This window comes from Paenarthrobacter sp. 22069 (genome assembly GCF_052046035.1).
Taxonomy (GTDB): domain Bacteria; phylum Actinomycetota; class Actinomycetes; order Actinomycetales; family Micrococcaceae; genus Arthrobacter.
The window spans coordinates 67858-82355 of the sequence record NZ_JBQEQF010000006.1 but is presented as its reverse complement, the minus strand read 5'-3'; the positions used below and the strand labels follow the sequence as shown (position 1 = coordinate 82355).

The following is a 14498-nucleotide window of genomic DNA, read 5'->3' as shown; positions in this document are numbered from 1 at the left end:
GGGGATGGAGGCCTCTGCTGGTTCAGGCCTTTACTGCACTTCCCGCCAGGCGGCGCCATGGGGAGCGGCTTTGTTCAGCTCCGTCGTGGAGGCGTGGGCCAGCTGGCGTCCACGCAGGTAACCGGCGGAGGTGAAGGCCAATACCGCCAGGACAGAGCCAGCACGGCCCAGTCCCTGGGGATTCTCCCCACTGCCCCATTCCCTGAGTCCGGAAAACACGGCGCGCGGCAGCGTGCTGCGAACGTACCGCCGCTCCGGCCCAAGGGCCCGCTTCTGGCCCACAATATGGCTGACCTGTGCCTTGGAGATTCCCTCCGACCAGGACCTCGAGAGCATGTAGCGCATGGTTCCCCGGTCTGCAGGCACGTGATGGCGGACCAGGGCAGCCGGCTCGTAGACGATCCGCGACCCCGGTGCGCCCATGGTGGAGCGGATGCACACTTCGGTCTCCTCGCAGCCAAGGGGTATGCTCCCCTGCCTGCCGAGGGCCAGGTTGAAGCCTCCCACCTGCCGAAGGACTTCGAGCCGGAACGACATGTTCGCGCCGATAACATTGCGGACCTCGGAGGCGACTGTTGGCAGTCCGCGGTGGCTGCAGCCAACGATCCAGTCGAGTTCCTCACCGAAGTAGCCCGGCCGGCCCTGGTCCCAGACGGGCTCGACCCGGCCGCCGACAGCTAGGACATCGGGGTCGTCATAAAGGACCACCAGGCGCTCCAACCAGTCCGGCGCCGCCACTGCGTCATCGTCAAGGAAGGCGACGATGTCCGAATCGGCCAGGGCCACGCCGGTGTTGCGGGCGCCTGAGAGCCCACGGGGTCCCACGCTCTCCACGACCGTTACGTCGTCGACGATTTCCTGCAGCCTTCCGTAGAGGTCTTCATTGTGGTCGACGACCACAATGATCTCCTGTGGAGCGAGCCTTTGTGCCCGGACGGACTCTATGACATCCAGGAGGAGATCCCAGCGCCGTTCCGTGTAGGCGCAAATCACGATCGAAACGCTCAAATGGTCGTTAATCCGGTCCAGCATGCTAAACCCCCTTGATGAGTGAAAGGATTGTCTGCGGATCAGTGGGAGTCCGCGGGACGCTGATATTGGCGTAGGTGTACTTGACCCGCCGAAGGGCCTCGGGACGGGCGCCCGCCGTTGGCGCTTCCCACATAGTGCATTCATGGGTCAATTTGCGGAGCACCCGCCAACCGTCGCGGAATGTCTGCAGGTTTGAATTTCCGGAAATCCTGTCCAGCTCGATGCTGGGAACCTCCGCGATCCGAAGGCCGGCCCGGGCAGCCCGGACAATCAGTTCGGTTTCAATCTCGAAGCCGTCCGATTCCAGCTGCAGGATTTCCAGGCATTCGCGCCGGAAAGCGATGTAGCCGTAGCAAAGATCCGAATAGTTGCTGTGCAGGACCGTATTGGCCAGCCTGGTGAGCGCGCGGTTACCGGCCCTCCGAAGGCGCGTGAGGTCTTCTGAACCGCCGCCGGTGACATGGCGTGAACCCTTGACGAAGTCGTAGTCGTGCTGCAGCGGGGAAACGAACCAGCCGATTTCCTGCGGGTCCATGCTGCCGTCCGCGTCCAGCATGACGATGATGTCGCCGGAGGCCGCGGCAAACCCCGACCGGAGTGCCACGCCTTTGCCCTTGCGCTGTTCGTTGACGATCACCAGGTCATCGCGGATGGCCTGCGCCACACCCACCGTGTTGTCGGTGGAACGGCCGTCCACGATGATCACTTCATCGACGTAGGACGGCATTCGGCGAAGAACCCACGGAATATTCCTGGCTTCGTTCAAAGTGGGGATAACGACGCTGATGGATGCCTTGACCGACTCGGTGGCCGGCGTCGCGAAAGTAATTGGGAGCTGGATGGAAATGGACAAATACCTCACCACTTCATGACGTTGCGGATTAGTTATCAAAGAGCCGCACGGTTGAAGCCGACGGCTTTAATGCTTATCCGGTCATGGGTCTGGTCTCGGGCCCCAGCTCACTTAGCCTTTGACTCTGGCCGTGACGAAAGCCTATTGAGAGTGCCTTGCAACTGTCACCAGTAGTAAGTACTCACTTTTGGCAGGCTCAATCCCGTGTCAAGGCAAGTACAGGGATCAGCCGGACCGGCCGATATTAGGTATAGGGGATGCGTTCTTCCGCGGGTTTTAGGTATAGGGGATGCTTTTTCCCGGAACGGTGATTTTCGGCTGCCAGGGGCACCTAACCTGGAAAAGAATGAATTTACAGTGGTGAAAGCGCTGCGTTGCACGCTATATTCAATCCTTACCGGTCGAAGCCTGCCCTGGGGAGCGGCGCCAGGCCGCGTAGTGCCACTGCTGGAAGCGGTCTCCTTCTTCGATGATTGGGGACACCATGCCGTTTGTAGGCCGCCGCAAGGAACTGGACCGCATACTGTCCGTCATCCGTGGGCCCAAGGACTCCGCGCTGGTGGTGGTCGGCCCCCAGGGCGTGGGCAAGACAGCCCTCCTGTCAGCAATCCCCACCCTCTCCAACTGCCGGAGCACACTCCTGCGCGCCGCCGCAGCGGAATCCGGCTGGCCGCTGTCCGGGCTGACCGCGCTCCTGAACGAGATGGATGATCCCGTCCTCAACCGGATTGCGGGCAGGCTCCCCGGGAACGCAGCCGGAGCGACGGACCTGCAGGCAGCCGCCGGCCTGCTGCTTAGTGGCCTGCAGCAGCGGCTGTCGCCGCGCACCGTCATCGTGATCGACGACGCCGACCGGATGGACCCCGCCAGCCAAGCGGTCATCGGGTTCCTGGCCAGGCGGCTGGCAGGTACGGATACCGTCCTGTTCGCCGGCCTGCGGACGGATCTTCCCGGCAGCCCCTTCGGCGGCCTGCCCACCTTGCGGCTGGGCGCGCTCGGCTTCAGCGACACCGTCCGCATGCTGGAAGGCATGGCACCCAGGCGGATCACGACGGCGGCTGCCCAGGCGGTTGCCGCCGCCGCCCACGGGAACCCGCTTGCCGCCGTCGAACTTCACGACCAGCTTGTGGAACGGCACGCAGGTGGCCGCTCCGCGCTGCCTGTCCCGTTGCCGGCCAACGGCAGTTTTGACGCAGGGTTCGCAGGCAAAGTGCGGACACTGGCACCCAGTGCCCGCCGGGTCCTGGACCTGCTGGCACTTTCCCGCCACACCGACATCTCTGCCATATCCAGGACGTGCGGTGGTGCATGGACGTGGGTGGACGAACTGCTGGCTGCCGGCCTGGTGAAACGGTCGGGACGCCACGTTGGCATCGGGGATCAACTGCTTCGGGAATATGTCTTCCGGGCCATGGCGCCGGCAGAACGCATCGCCGGGCACCGGGAAGTCGCGGAAGCAGCGGTCGGCGTTGACGCCCGGGGCCGGACCTGGCACCTGAGCTTCACCGATGCCGGGCCGGAGATGCCACTCCAGCTGCTCCGGCATGCCCGTGACCTGGCCGGGGAGGGCGACGTACCGATGGCGCTGGAGTACGTCGAACGGGCCCTGGCGATCGACCCCGGCCACCCGGAAACCGCGGCGCAGCTTGCCGGTATGGCCGAGCTGCTGTTCAACCGGGGCGAATTCGCGTACGCCCGCCGCTACCTGGAGTGGGCCCAGCGGATAACCCACGATCCCGCGCTGATCCTGCGGCTGACGGGGTTGGACTTCGAGATCCAGTTCGCCGAGGGGACGGCGGTTCGGTCAAGCGCATTGCTTCGCCTCGTGAAGGAGTTCGGACGGCACGATCCCGCATATTCTGCCGGGCTGCTGGTATCCGGGGGCTGCTACTACGCGGAACGGTGGGAGCTGCAGGTGGCGTCGGATGTGCTGCAGGCGTCCGCGGACGTGCTGCGCCAGTGCGACACCCTCACCGGTTCCGCAACCGGACAGCACCGGGCAATGGCCCGGCAGGCCGGGCTGTTGATGGACGTCATCGGCGGTGGCACGGCCGACCCCGCCCGCAAGGACGGACACACCGGCGCCGCCCGCGCCCCGGGGCTCCTGATGTCCGCCCGCGCCCTCACCTACGCGGAGCGGTACGACAGCGCCCGGGAAGCCTTTGCCCTGCTCCGCAATTCCACTGGGCCCGGCCCCGCCGCCTGGCAGCACACCGCAGCCATCCTGGCAGTCGACAACGAAATCCGTGCCGGCAACGTGGGCACGGCCGTCAGGATGATCGATGACCTGGAACTGTCGGAACCCGACTTCCTGTACCACCGCGGGATGCGCCACCTGTTCCGGGTGTGGCGTGCCCACTCCGTGGGCGACGAAGCGCAGGCCCGTGTTGCTGCCGCAGAGGCGCTTCGATATGCCGGCGGGGAAGACCATCCCGCCTTCACGGCACAGCTTGCTGCCTGCCAGGGCCATTTCGCGCTGCTGCGCGGTGACCTGGCAGAGTCGGTCGCACAGCTGTCCAGGGCCGCCGAAACAGGCAGCCGGTTTGGCAATCCCACCCTCCTGCGCTCCGGGCCCGACCTTGTGGAGGCGCTGATCCGCCTGGGCCGGCACCAAGAAGCCACGCAGGCACTCCTTCAACTTGAGGCCCGCTCCGCGGGGCTGCGTTCTCCGTGGCTGGCGATGGCCATGGCAAGGAGCCGCGCCATGCTTGCGGACGGTGAGCAGTCGCTGCAGCTGTTCCACCAGGCACTGGAAGGCAGGAGCCCGCACACGCTCGAACGGGCCAGGACACTGATGTGCTACGCGGAGCGGCTCCACGCTTTCGGCAGGCTGCGTGACGCACGCGACGCGCTGCTCCGGGCCAAGGTGCTGTTCGATGAGGCCGGGGCCGATGCGTGGACCCAGCACCTGGATTCCCTCCTGCTGGACGAGCGGATGGAACCTTCCCGCCCGCAGGTCAATCCGGCCATGCTGCTGCTCTCGGACCATGAACGCGCCCTCGCCAGGATGGTGGCCCGGGGCATGCGCAACAAGGAAATCGCCGGAACGCTGTACGTTTCCGTGCGGACGGTGGAAGTGCGCCTTACCGCCATCTACCGCAAGCTCGGCGTCGAGTCCCGGGCACAGCTGACCGCCCTTGCTGCCGGCAAGGGAACCAAGGCACCCGAGCCCTACGTCCTGCCCGTTTTGTAGGCTGCATGTCCAGGCACCGCAGGTACACCGCAGTTCCCGCACTTTTCCCCTGCAGGGCAGGCAAAACGCCGGTTCGGCATCGCCAAACCCGGACGCTGCCCGCTAGTTTGGCAGCAGGCTGGGGCATGGGATGACGCGGAAAGGGACAGCCATGGCAGCAGTACCGGCGGGCAGGCCGGGTGCATGAGTGAGCTCATCCTCGTCAGTGCCACGGGCCTTGCCCGGGAAGTCCTGGCAATGGTCCGCGGCAGCGGCCAGTACGACGTGGTGGGCCTGCTCGATGATGACAGGGAATTGGCAGGTGTCACGGTGGATGGTGCCCCTGTCCTCGGCAAGATCGAAGATGCCACGAGGTACCCCCACGCCCTGATGCTCGTTTGCATCGAATCCCCTACCGCCCGGGAGTCGACGGTACAGCGCCTGGCTGTGCTGGGTCTGGGGGAAACCCGCTACGCCACCGCGATCGACCCCACGGTGCAGTACCCGGAAGGCTGCCATGTGGGCAGGGGAAGCATCCTGCTCCGGAACGTGGTGCTTACCGCCTCGGTCACCCTGGGCTGCCATGTGCTGGCAATGCCCTCGGTGAGCTTCAGGTACGACGTCGACGCGGCAGATTTCGCAACCTTTGCCGCGGGTGTTTCCCTGGGCGGCGGAGTCCGCATCGGCCGCGCCGCCTCCCTCGGCATGAATTCAAGCGTCCGGGAGCATATCTCGGTGGGGGCCTACGCCACCGTGGGAATGGGCGCCGCAGTCCTGAGCAATGCAGCGGACGGACAGACCTGGGTAGGGGTTCCCGCGCGCGAGGTCGACGGAGGCGTCTTCAGCCTGGACGACGCCTCCTGAACGGGCCCGCGCAGCCTACGCGGCAGTGCCGAAGAACAGCTCCGCCACAGCGGCCAGGCGCAGTGGGTCCTCCACGCCGCACAGCTCGCGGGCGGAGTGCATGGAGAGCAGTGGCACACCGACGTCCACGGTCCGGATCCCGAGCCGTGTGGCCGTGAGCGGGCCGATGGTGGAGCCGCACGGCACCACGTTGTTGGAGACGAACTCCTGGAACGGCACGCCTGCTTCCCGGCAAAGGCGCGCCCAGAATGCGGCTCCGAATGCGTCGGTGGCGTAGCGCTGGTTGGCGTTGATCTTCAGGAGGGGCCCGCCGTTCAGCACCGGGTGGTTGACCGGGTCGTGACGTTCCGGGTAGTTGGGGTGCACGGCGTGCCCGGCGTCGGCCGAGAGGCAGAACGACGCCGACAGTGCCTGCCGCCGCTGGCTCACCGTTGCACCCAGGGCGTCGGAGATGCGCACCAGCACGTCCTCCAGGATGGGTCCGCACGCACCGGAGCGTGAGTTGGAGCCGATTTCCTCGTGGTCGAACGCGGCGAGCACGGCGATGGGTCCACCGGCTGCCCCGGACCCGGAATGGGAGGCCAGTGCAGCCAGCCCGGCATGCGTGGCCGAAAGGTTGTCCAGCCGCCCTGATGCGAAGAACTCCCCCTTGCCCCCGAAAACCGCGGGTTCCTGCGTGTCCGCCATGACGACGTCGTACCCGCCGATCTGCCCGGGGTCGACGGACGCACTGGCAACCGCGGCCGCCAGGATGCCCAGCAGGTCCGATTCGGCGGGGTTCCCCAGGCCCCACACCGGGTTCATGTGCCGCTGTTTGTCCAGCGTGAGTCCCTCGTTCACGGCCCGGTCCAGGTGGATGGCCAGCTGGGGGAAGCGCAGCATGGGCCCGGTCGCGGTGAGGTGCTCCGTGCCGTCAAGCATCACCAGCCGGCCCGCGAGCCGCAGCTCGCGGTCCAGCCAGGAGTTCAGCAGGGGCCCGCCGTAGATTTCCACTCCGGCCTGCAGCCAGCCGTGCGCGCCGGTGGTGGGCTTGGGCTTGAGCTTGAACGACGGAGAATCGGTGTGGGCGCCCAGGATGTTGAACCCCGTGGTTGGCCCCGCACCTTCCGGGACCACCCACGCGATCAGGGCGCCGTCGCGGATGATGAAGTAGGATCCAGGCCCGCCTTCCCACGGCTGCAGTTCATCCAGGCGGGTGAATCCCGCTTCCTCCAGCCGCCGGCCACCCTCGTGGGCGGCGTGGAAGCTCGACGGCGACGCGCTGACATAGCCGCCAAGGTCCTGGATGTGGTCTGCGGCAGAGGAAGGCAAAGGCATGGTCCCGAGTCTAGCGCCGGCCCTACTCCGCCGGTGCCGGGGCAGCCTCCGGGGCAAGCGCCTCCTGGCCGGCGGCGGCAGCGTCCTTCCGGCGGTAGCGCAGCACGCCCAGCGCGACCACCACGGCCGCCAGCGCCAGGGACAGCAGCAGGGACTCCCGGGTGGACTCCACGATCACCATGCCGATCAGCAGCGCCACGATGCTGATGATGGCGGCCCAGGTCAGGTACGGGAAAAGCCACATCTTCAGCTGCAGGTCCTTGGCCGCGGCACCCATGCGCCTGCGCAGGACCAGCTGGGAGGCGGAGATGACCAGCCAGACGAACAGGGCGATTGCACCCGAGGTGTTCACCAGGAAGAGGAACACCGTGTCCGGGGCGATGTAGTTCAGGCCCACGGTGACGAAGCCGACCACGGTGGAGGCGAGCACGGCTGCCGCCGGGACACCGCGGCGGGAGATGCGGGTCCAGGAGCGGGGCGCATCACCGCGGGTGGAGAGCGAGAACAGCATCCGGCTTGCGGTGTACAGGCCGGAGTTGAGGCAGGACAGCACGGAGGTCAGGACCACGACGTCCATGATGGTTCCGGCGCCGGGGATGCCGAACAGTTCGATGACGGCCACGTACGGGCTCTTGGCCACGGAGGCGGAGTTCCAGGGGAGCAGGGTGACCACAATGGCGATGGAGCCGATGTAGAAGACCAGGATGCGCCACACCGTGGACTTCACGGCCTTCTTCACGGCGTCCACGGGGTTTTCGGATTCGCCGGCTGCGATGGTAGCAATCTCGGCACCGAAGAACGAGAAGACGACCACGAGGATGCCGGCGAGGACGGCGCCGGGACCGTTGGGCATGAACCCGCCGTTGTTGACCAGGTTGCTCAGGCCGGGTGCGGGGACTCCGGGGATGAGGCCGAGGATGGCGGCGACGCCAAAGATGAGGAAGAGGACAATAGCCGCTACCTTGATGGACGCGAACCAGAACTCAAACTCGCCGTAGGACTTGACGGAGCCCAGGTTGGTGAGCGTCAGCAGCACCATGAGGACGAGGGCCCATACCCACTGGTCGATGCCCGGCACCCAGCGGTGCATGATGGCCGCGCCGGCGGTGGCTTCAATGCCGAGGACGATAATCCAGAACCACGCGTAGAGCCAGCCGATGCTGAACCCCGCCCAGCGTCCCAGTGCCTTGTCTGCGTAGGTGGAAAAGGAACCCGTTTCGGGGTTGGCCGCGGCCATCTCGCCCAGCATCCGCATCACCAGGATGACCACCAGGCCGGCGGCGGCGTAAGCGATCAGGATGCCCGGGCCGGCCTGCTGGATTGCCGCCCCCGAGCCGACAAAGAGGCCTGCCCCAATGACGCCGGCGATGGCGATCATGGAAAGGTGCCTGGGTTTCAGGGACTTTGAGAGTTGCTGGTCAGCATGCATGGAAGCGCCGTCCTGTTGGGGAAATAGCAGAGGTTGAGCGACGTGCCTTGGCACCACCGGAGGACCGTGTGATGCACCACATCGTCGTCTCACCCTAGATCCGCCATTATGCGCCTTGCTTTGTGCAGTCCAACAGATCTGGTTCGGCTGAACAGGACGGCACTCCAAGCGGACACCATCACGGGCAAGGAAAGTTTCCTCTCAGGCATATTTGTAATGTGCCGGAAACCACGCAGGGAACCATGTGCCGGGCGCGGGCATGCGGCTGGCGAGGGCGCAGGACCTACACGTCGCGCCGTTTCAACAGGATGGCCGCGAGCACCAAAGGCACCAGCACCCAGGCCCCGAGGACCAGGCCGGCCTGCCAGGCCTCCAAGGTGTCCGGGACGTGCTGGGCAGCCGTCAGGGGTTCCACCGTGTTGCCGGGGAGGTACTTGCGGGCCTCCTTGAAGAAATCCCCGGGGATGAGCTGGAACGCGATGGGGGCCACGAAGAAGATGCCCACCAGGCTCATGATGCCGCCGGCGGAGTTGCGCAGCATCGTACCCAGCGCCAAGCCGATGGCCGCCACGGCTGCCACGTAGATGCTGTTGACCAGGAGGAGCTTGACCGACTGTGAGCTTCCCAGGTCCAGGGAGAGGCCATAGTTGTCCAGGATGGGTACGGCAGCGAGTCCGGCCACCAAGGTGGCTGCGGCGGTCACCACGAAGGACGTCACCATCACCACCACCAGCTTGGCCGCGAAGGCGGGAAGACGCTTGGGTACGGCCGCAAAGGTGGACCGCGCCATGCCCGTGGTGAATTCGGAACTCATCAGCAGGACGCCGAGAGACCCCAGGATCAACTGCGCGAAAGCGATGCCCGAGGTGGGCACGCTGATGGCAAGGTCTCCGCCCTGGGATGCCACCCGTGCAGCGGCCTGCGGATCCCGGGTGGCGGCATTCGCGAACTGGCCCGTTCCCCAGGCTGACAGCGCACCGAACCCGACCATCACGACGGCGGTGGAGACAAGCAGTATCAGCGTGGACAGGAGACTGCGGAACTTGATGATTTCCGAGTTGAGGACCCGGAAAAACGTGGGGCCGGCCAGGGAACGTGCCCCGCTGCGGGGATTGCGTCCGCCCGGGGCGGAGGCAGGTTCGGGGGAGGGCGTTGATTCGGTGGTCAGGGAGCTCATTATTTGCTTACCTCCGCGGCGGGCATGGAGTGGTACTCGACGTCGTTCTTGGTCAGCTCCATGTAGGCGTCCTCGAGGCTGGCCACGAGCGGGGTGAGTTCGTAGACAATGACCTGGTGTTCCAAAGCTGCGGCGGCGATGGCCCTGGGCTCCAGCCCCGTCACCTCGAGAAGTTCGCGGTCGGGAACCTCGATGGTTGCGCCCCGCGCGGCCAGCAGTTGGTGGAGCCGCTCCGGTTCATCGGTGCGCACCCGCACGCGGGACCGGCCCTGGCCGCTGATGATGTCGTGGATGGGTGCATCCGCGATCACCTTGCCCCGTCCGATGACGACCAGATGGTCAGCCGTCTGTGCCATCTCGCTCATCAGGTGGCTGGAGAGGAACACCGTCCGGCCCTGCCCGGCGAGGTGCCGCACCAGGTTGCGGACCCAGACCACGCCCTCCGGGTCCAGGCCGTTGACCGGTTCATCGAGGATGAGGGTCTGCGGATCCCCCAGCAGGGCGGCAGCAATGCCGAGCCGCTGGCCCATGCCCAGTGAGAAGCCACCCGCTTTCTTTCGCGCCACCGCTTCCAGCCCGGTCATCTCGATCACCTCGTGCACCCTGGTCTTGGGGATGCCGTGGGTGGCGGCCATCGCCAGCAGGTGGTTGTAGGCGCTGCGGCTGGTGTGCACGGCTTTGGCCTCAAGCAGGGCACCCACCTCGCGCAGGGGTGCCTTGTGCCGCACATAGGGGAGGCCGTTCACGGTGACGGAGCCCGCCGTCGGCCGGTCAAGTCCCATGATCATGCGCACGGTGGTTGACTTGCCGGCCCCGTTGGGGCCCAGGAAGCCCGTGACTTGGCCTGCCCTGACGGTGAAACTGACACCGGCCACGGCGGTTTTGGTGCCGTAGACCTTGGACAGCCCGGTTGCCTCGATCATGAATGGTCCTTTGCCGGCAGCGCTCGGCTGCACACGCTGAGTTGTGGAAAACAGGTCGGTGGAAATACCCTGCCTACGCTATCGGGCCCGGAACGTCTTTTCGCCGGTCTCAGGGATGATTCAGGGGAGAATCAGGGTAGTTCCGCCCGTGCTTGTCATTATGCTCGTCCCCGGGCTTGGCGGTTCAGCGGCGCGGGCAGTAATACCTGAGTGCCTGCGGCCGGACCGTGTAGGAGACACTGCGGACGCCGGCCAACGCTTCCCCGTCCACTGCCAGCGCCATTGGTGCGCCACCGGCGTCGATCCTCACCTCCCCGGCCTCGCGTAGGTGGGTAATCCGGGAGGTGGCCACCGTTCCGGTCAGGACAGCCCAAAGCAGCCGGAGCCGGGCAAAGGACTCATCCGCGGTGATCAGGCGGACATCGAGTACGCCGTCATCCATCACGGGCCGGATCAGGGGAGCATGGTCGCGCGGGTAATAGCGGCCGCGCCCCAGGTAGGCGATCCACACCTTGTGCCGGACACCGTCCACGTTCAGGGTGATCGGGGTTCCGGCAGCGAAGGTCCGGAACATGGCGACGACGCCGGCCAGCGGCTTCCCCAGCGCCGGCTGCAGGTGTTCCCGACGGCGGACGAAGTTCGGGTAGATGCCGATGCTGGAGGTGTTGAGCATTGCCAGTTGCGCGACTTCCGGATCTCCGGCCAGCCCGCGCTCCACCGTGACCAGTCCAATGTCCGCCAGGGCCGCTTCGCCTTCGTTTGCAGCTTCCGCGGCATCCTTCAGGCTTCCCGTCCCCGCATCCCGGGCGAAATGGTTGAGGGTGCCGCCCGGCAGGACCAGCAGGGGCATGGAACGTTCCATGGCCGCCGCGGCCGCAGCCCCAACCGTCCCGTCACCGCCCCACACGCCAAGGGCCCGGGTTCCTGGATGATCAGCGGTAGCCCTGATGCGCTCCACCAGGTCCTCATCGGGCTGAACGGTATTTATATGCGCTTTGGGAAATACTTCCTGGAGTGCGGCGGCGGTTTCCTCCTTGAAGGATCCGCCCAGGGTATTGACCACAATGCTGAGTCCCTCGCCGCCCGGTACGGCAGGAGCTGTTGTCCACGCCCGCGTTGTCTTCGGAATAGGCGGGCGTACGGGCCACCAGTGGCGGGTAACCAGCGCGGCGCCGGCCCCGATCGCCGAGCCGAACAGTACATCGGTTGGCCAGTGCGCGCCGGTGTGCACCCTGGAGTAGGCCACCCCCGCCGCGGCCGGGGCAACTGCGAGGCCGAGGGCGGGACGGACCAGCCCAACCCCTACCGCGAATGCCACGGCAGACGCTGAATGCCCGGACGGCATGGACGAACTGGTGGGCTGCGGGTGGACGAACCGGAAGACGGGCAGGTGTTCCGGCAACGGGCGGGTGCGGGGAAGCAGGGTCTTGAACACCACATTGGTGACGGCCGATGCCACTCCCTGCGCGATCAGGCCATGAAGTGCCGCGCGTCGCGTCTTTCCGGGAACCAACGCCAGCACAGCGGCAGTTCCCATCCAGAGCCTGCCGTTGTTGGCAGATGCGGAAAGCCGCCGGAAGAACGTGTCGTGGTTGCCCCCTGGAAGGTTTGAAACATGCCGTAAGAGGTATCTGTCAACACGGCTGATCCAACTCCTGCCCCGGGGCCTGGTGCTCTGCATGTGATCACCCTAACCCCGGGCTCAGTTCCTGCCGGGCCGCGACTCCCTGTTTGCCGGCTCCTGGGTGGCAGGCTCCTGGTCCATCTGGAGGGGCCGGGCCGCACCGGCAAGCAGCAGCGCAACCACGATGGGAACCATGATCGCCAGCAGGGCGGTATGGATGCCGGTGAGATCGCCCAGGTAGCCCAGCAGCGGCGGTCCAGCGAGAAACGATATATACCCCAAGGTGGATACAACGGAGACGCGTGCCGCCGAGTGGCGGGGATCGTCGGATGCGGCGGACATGCCCATCGGAAAGGCGAGGGCGGCACCCACGCCCCACAGCGCCGCACCGACGCCGGCCAGCCAGATATTGGATGCCAGCACAAAGAGGCCAAGGCCCGCGGCGGCTGCTGCCATGCTGGCACGGAGCACCGCAACGCGGCCGTATTTGTCGATCACGTGGCCGCCGAGGAAACGCATCGCGGTCATGGCCAGGACGAACAGGGCGAACATGAGGGCGCCGGTGGACTCGGAGGTACCGAGGCCGTCCACGGACGCCTTGGCGATCCAGTCGTTGCCTGCCCCTTCCGTCAGGGTTGCCCCCAGCACCACCACGCCGATGACCAGCGTCCTGCCATCGCGCCAAGCGGACGGTCCCCTGGCAGGTTTCGGCTCCCCTGCAGCCAGGGCGGTCGAGAGGTGGGGAAGGAAGTAGCGGGGGGCGGTGAGGGCCACCAGCACCACGACGCCGGCGATGACCAGCAGGTGCACGGGTAGGTCAACGCCCAGGGTGGACAGCCCGGCACCTACCAGGGCGCCCACGAAAGCCCCGCCGCTGAAGGCCGCGTGGAACTGCGGCATGACGGTCCGCCGAAGCTTGTGCTCCACATCCGCGCCTTCAATGTTCTGCGCCACGTCCCATAGACCGATGCCGATGCCGAAGAAGAACAGGGATACCGCCGTTCCGGGAATAGAAACGGCCGCAAGGGACAGTGCGATGCCGATGCCGGCAGCGGCAGCCAGCATGCCGGCAAAGCGGACCGTGTTGGCGGTGCCGATCCTCCCGACGACCAGTCCGGCTGTGGGAAGCGCAAGCAGGGAGCCGACGGCGGTGCACAGCAGCAGCGTGCCCATTTGGCCGGAGGTGATCTGGAGGGTTTGGGTGACCGCAGGGATGCGGGCCGCCCAACTGGCGAAGACAAGCCCGTTGACGCCAAAGACCACGAACGTGGCCGCAGCGGCGGCGTTCAATCCCGCGTGCTCTTCACGACCGGTGTTGATGCTCATACGTTCACTACTTCCACAGAATATTTGTCGAGTTCGGCTTTGTCCTGCGCGCCCAATTGCCTGTCCGTGACGAGGGTGTCCACGCGGTCCAGGCCGGCGACGAGCACCCGGGCAGTGGCCCGCCATTTGGCTGCCGACGCTGCCACCACAACACGGCTGGCTGACTGCAGGCCCGCTCGTTTGACCGCGGCATCGTCCAGGTCGTGGGCCAGCAGGCCGTCCTGGAAGTCCATCGCGCAGGGTGTTACAACGGCGGTGTCAAAGCGGAGGGACCTGATGTTCGATTCGGCCAAGGGCCCACGGAAGCAGAGTTCGCCGGGCATGACGCTGCCGCCGGGCAGCAGCAGTGACGGCCGCGAGCCTTGGGTGCCATCCCCTTGGGCGGCTGCATTGAGCGCCTGCAGGGACATCGGCATCAGAGTCAGTTCGCGGCCGGATAAGGCCCTGGCCACCTCAGTTGCCGTGCTCCCGCTGTCCAGCCAAACGTGTTCCCGATCGGCCAGCAGACCGGCGACGGCGGCGGCGATACGGGCCTTCGCGTCCCGTTCCTCGAGTTCGCGCTGGCCGTAGCCAGGGTTCCGCCCCTGGCCGATCAGGCTCCTGGCGCCCCCGTGGACCCGCCGCAGGACGCCGTGGCCTGCGAGTATCTCGAGGTCGCGGCGGATGGTGGCACCGGAGGCGGCGCAGGCCTGCATCAGCTCTTCCACGCTGGCTCCCGACTGCCGCCGCAGAATTTCAGCGATGGTCCGGTGCCGGTCATCCGTCTTCATGAGCAAACGAT

At 66.3% G+C, this 14498-nt stretch carries 11 protein-coding genes; 2 read left to right on the top strand and 9 right to left on the bottom strand.

Annotated features, from left to right (window positions below; genetic code table 11):
* Positions 1 to 30: 30 nt before the first annotated feature.
* Together ACTJK0_RS06440 and ACTJK0_RS06435 are read right to left on the bottom strand one after the other, a co-directional pair.
* Positions 31 to 1032, bottom strand: a complete 1002-nt coding sequence (locus ACTJK0_RS06440; protein WP_440744661.1) for a glycosyltransferase family 2 protein — start codon at positions 1030 to 1032, stop codon at positions 31 to 33.
* A gap of 1 nt (position 1033) precedes the next feature.
* Positions 1034 to 1885, bottom strand: a complete 852-nt coding sequence (locus tag ACTJK0_RS06435; RefSeq protein WP_440744660.1) for a glycosyltransferase family 2 protein — start codon at positions 1883 to 1885, stop codon at positions 1034 to 1036.
* 484 nt (positions 1886 to 2369) lie between these two features.
* On the opposite strand from ACTJK0_RS06435, the gene ACTJK0_RS06430 reads away from it, so the two are divergent.
* Entirely contained in the window at positions 2370 to 5078 is a 2709-nt protein-coding gene (locus ACTJK0_RS06430) for an AAA family ATPase (RefSeq protein WP_440744659.1), read from the top strand.
* Between the two features lie 183 nt (positions 5079 to 5261).
* Complete coding sequence (locus ACTJK0_RS06425; protein WP_110545166.1) at positions 5262 to 5921, top strand: PglD-related sugar-binding protein; 660 nt, start codon at positions 5262 to 5264, stop codon at positions 5919 to 5921.
* A 15-nt stretch (positions 5922 to 5936) separates the two neighbouring features.
* Here the strand turns inward: ACTJK0_RS06425 and ACTJK0_RS06420 are convergent, their stop codons facing one another.
* The 7 genes from ACTJK0_RS06420 to ACTJK0_RS06390 all read right to left on the bottom strand — a co-directional run bounded on the left by ACTJK0_RS06420 (position 5937) and on the right by ACTJK0_RS06390 (position 14487).
* The gene (locus ACTJK0_RS06420; protein ID WP_440744658.1) at positions 5937 to 7238 is read right to left on the bottom strand and encodes a M18 family aminopeptidase; all 1302 of its coding nucleotides are present in this window, start codon (positions 7236 to 7238) and stop codon (positions 5937 to 5939) included.
* Positions 7239 to 7260: 22 nt separating this feature from the next.
* A complete protein-coding gene (locus ACTJK0_RS06415; RefSeq protein WP_110545170.1) occupies positions 7261 to 8667 on the bottom strand; it encodes an amino acid permease in 1407 nt (468 codons plus the stop codon).
* A gap of 283 nt (positions 8668 to 8950) precedes the next feature.
* Complete coding sequence (locus ACTJK0_RS06410; RefSeq protein WP_181422506.1) at positions 8951 to 9844, bottom strand: ABC transporter permease; 894 nt, start codon at positions 9842 to 9844, stop codon at positions 8951 to 8953.
* Positions 9844 to 10767, bottom strand: a complete 924-nt coding sequence (locus ACTJK0_RS06405) for an ABC transporter ATP-binding protein (protein WP_440744657.1) — start codon at positions 10765 to 10767, stop codon at positions 9844 to 9846. Before ACTJK0_RS06405 ends, ACTJK0_RS06410 begins: the two co-directional genes overlap by 1 nt.
* Before the next feature lie 184 nt (positions 10768 to 10951).
* Positions 10952 to 12448, bottom strand: a complete 1497-nt coding sequence (locus tag ACTJK0_RS06400) for a bifunctional phosphatase PAP2/diacylglycerol kinase family protein (protein ID WP_110545174.1) — start codon at positions 12446 to 12448, stop codon at positions 10952 to 10954.
* Positions 12449 to 12469: 21 nt separating this feature from the next.
* On the bottom strand, positions 12470 to 13717 hold the full coding sequence (locus tag ACTJK0_RS06395; protein ID WP_110545176.1) for an MFS transporter: 1248 nt from the start codon (positions 13715 to 13717) through the stop codon (positions 12470 to 12472).
* Complete coding sequence (locus ACTJK0_RS06390; RefSeq protein ID WP_110545178.1) at positions 13714 to 14487, bottom strand: DeoR/GlpR family DNA-binding transcription regulator; 774 nt, start codon at positions 14485 to 14487, stop codon at positions 13714 to 13716. The genes ACTJK0_RS06395 and ACTJK0_RS06390 overlap by 4 nt, the downstream gene beginning before the upstream one ends.
* Positions 14488 to 14498: the final 11 nt, after the last annotated feature.

What these genes read in the sequence shown, in the direction of transcription:
- ACTJK0_RS06440 (WP_440744661.1), bottom strand. Translation starts at nt 1,032, where the DNA reads ATGCTGGACCGGATTAACGACCATTTGAGCGTTTCGATCGTGATTTGC.
- ACTJK0_RS06430 (WP_440744659.1), top strand. Translation starts at nt 2,370, where the DNA reads ATGCCGTTTGTAGGCCGCCGCAAGGAACTGGACCGCATACTGTCCGTC.
- ACTJK0_RS06425 (WP_110545166.1), top strand. Translation starts at nt 5,262, where the DNA reads ATGAGTGAGCTCATCCTCGTCAGTGCCACGGGCCTTGCCCGGGAAGTC.
- ACTJK0_RS06420 (WP_440744658.1), bottom strand. Translation starts at nt 7,238, where the DNA reads ATGCCTTTGCCTTCCTCTGCCGCAGACCACATCCAGGACCTTGGCGGC.
- ACTJK0_RS06415 (WP_110545170.1), bottom strand. Translation starts at nt 8,667, where the DNA reads ATGCATGCTGACCAGCAACTCTCAAAGTCCCTGAAACCCAGGCACCTT.
- ACTJK0_RS06410 (WP_181422506.1), bottom strand. Translation starts at nt 9,844, where the DNA reads ATGAGCTCCCTGACCACCGAATCAACGCCCTCCCCCGAACCTGCCTCC.
- ACTJK0_RS06405 (WP_440744657.1), bottom strand. Translation starts at nt 10,767, where the DNA reads ATGATCGAGGCAACCGGGCTGTCCAAGGTCTACGGCACCAAAACCGCC.
- ACTJK0_RS06400 (WP_110545174.1), bottom strand. Translation starts at nt 12,448, where the DNA reads ATGCAGAGCACCAGGCCCCGGGGCAGGAGTTGGATCAGCCGTGTTGAC.
- ACTJK0_RS06395 (WP_110545176.1), bottom strand. Translation starts at nt 13,717, where the DNA reads ATGAGCATCAACACCGGTCGTGAAGAGCACGCGGGATTGAACGCCGCC.
- ACTJK0_RS06390 (WP_110545178.1), bottom strand. Translation starts at nt 14,487, where the DNA reads ATGAAGACGGATGACCGGCACCGGACCATCGCTGAAATTCTGCGGCGG.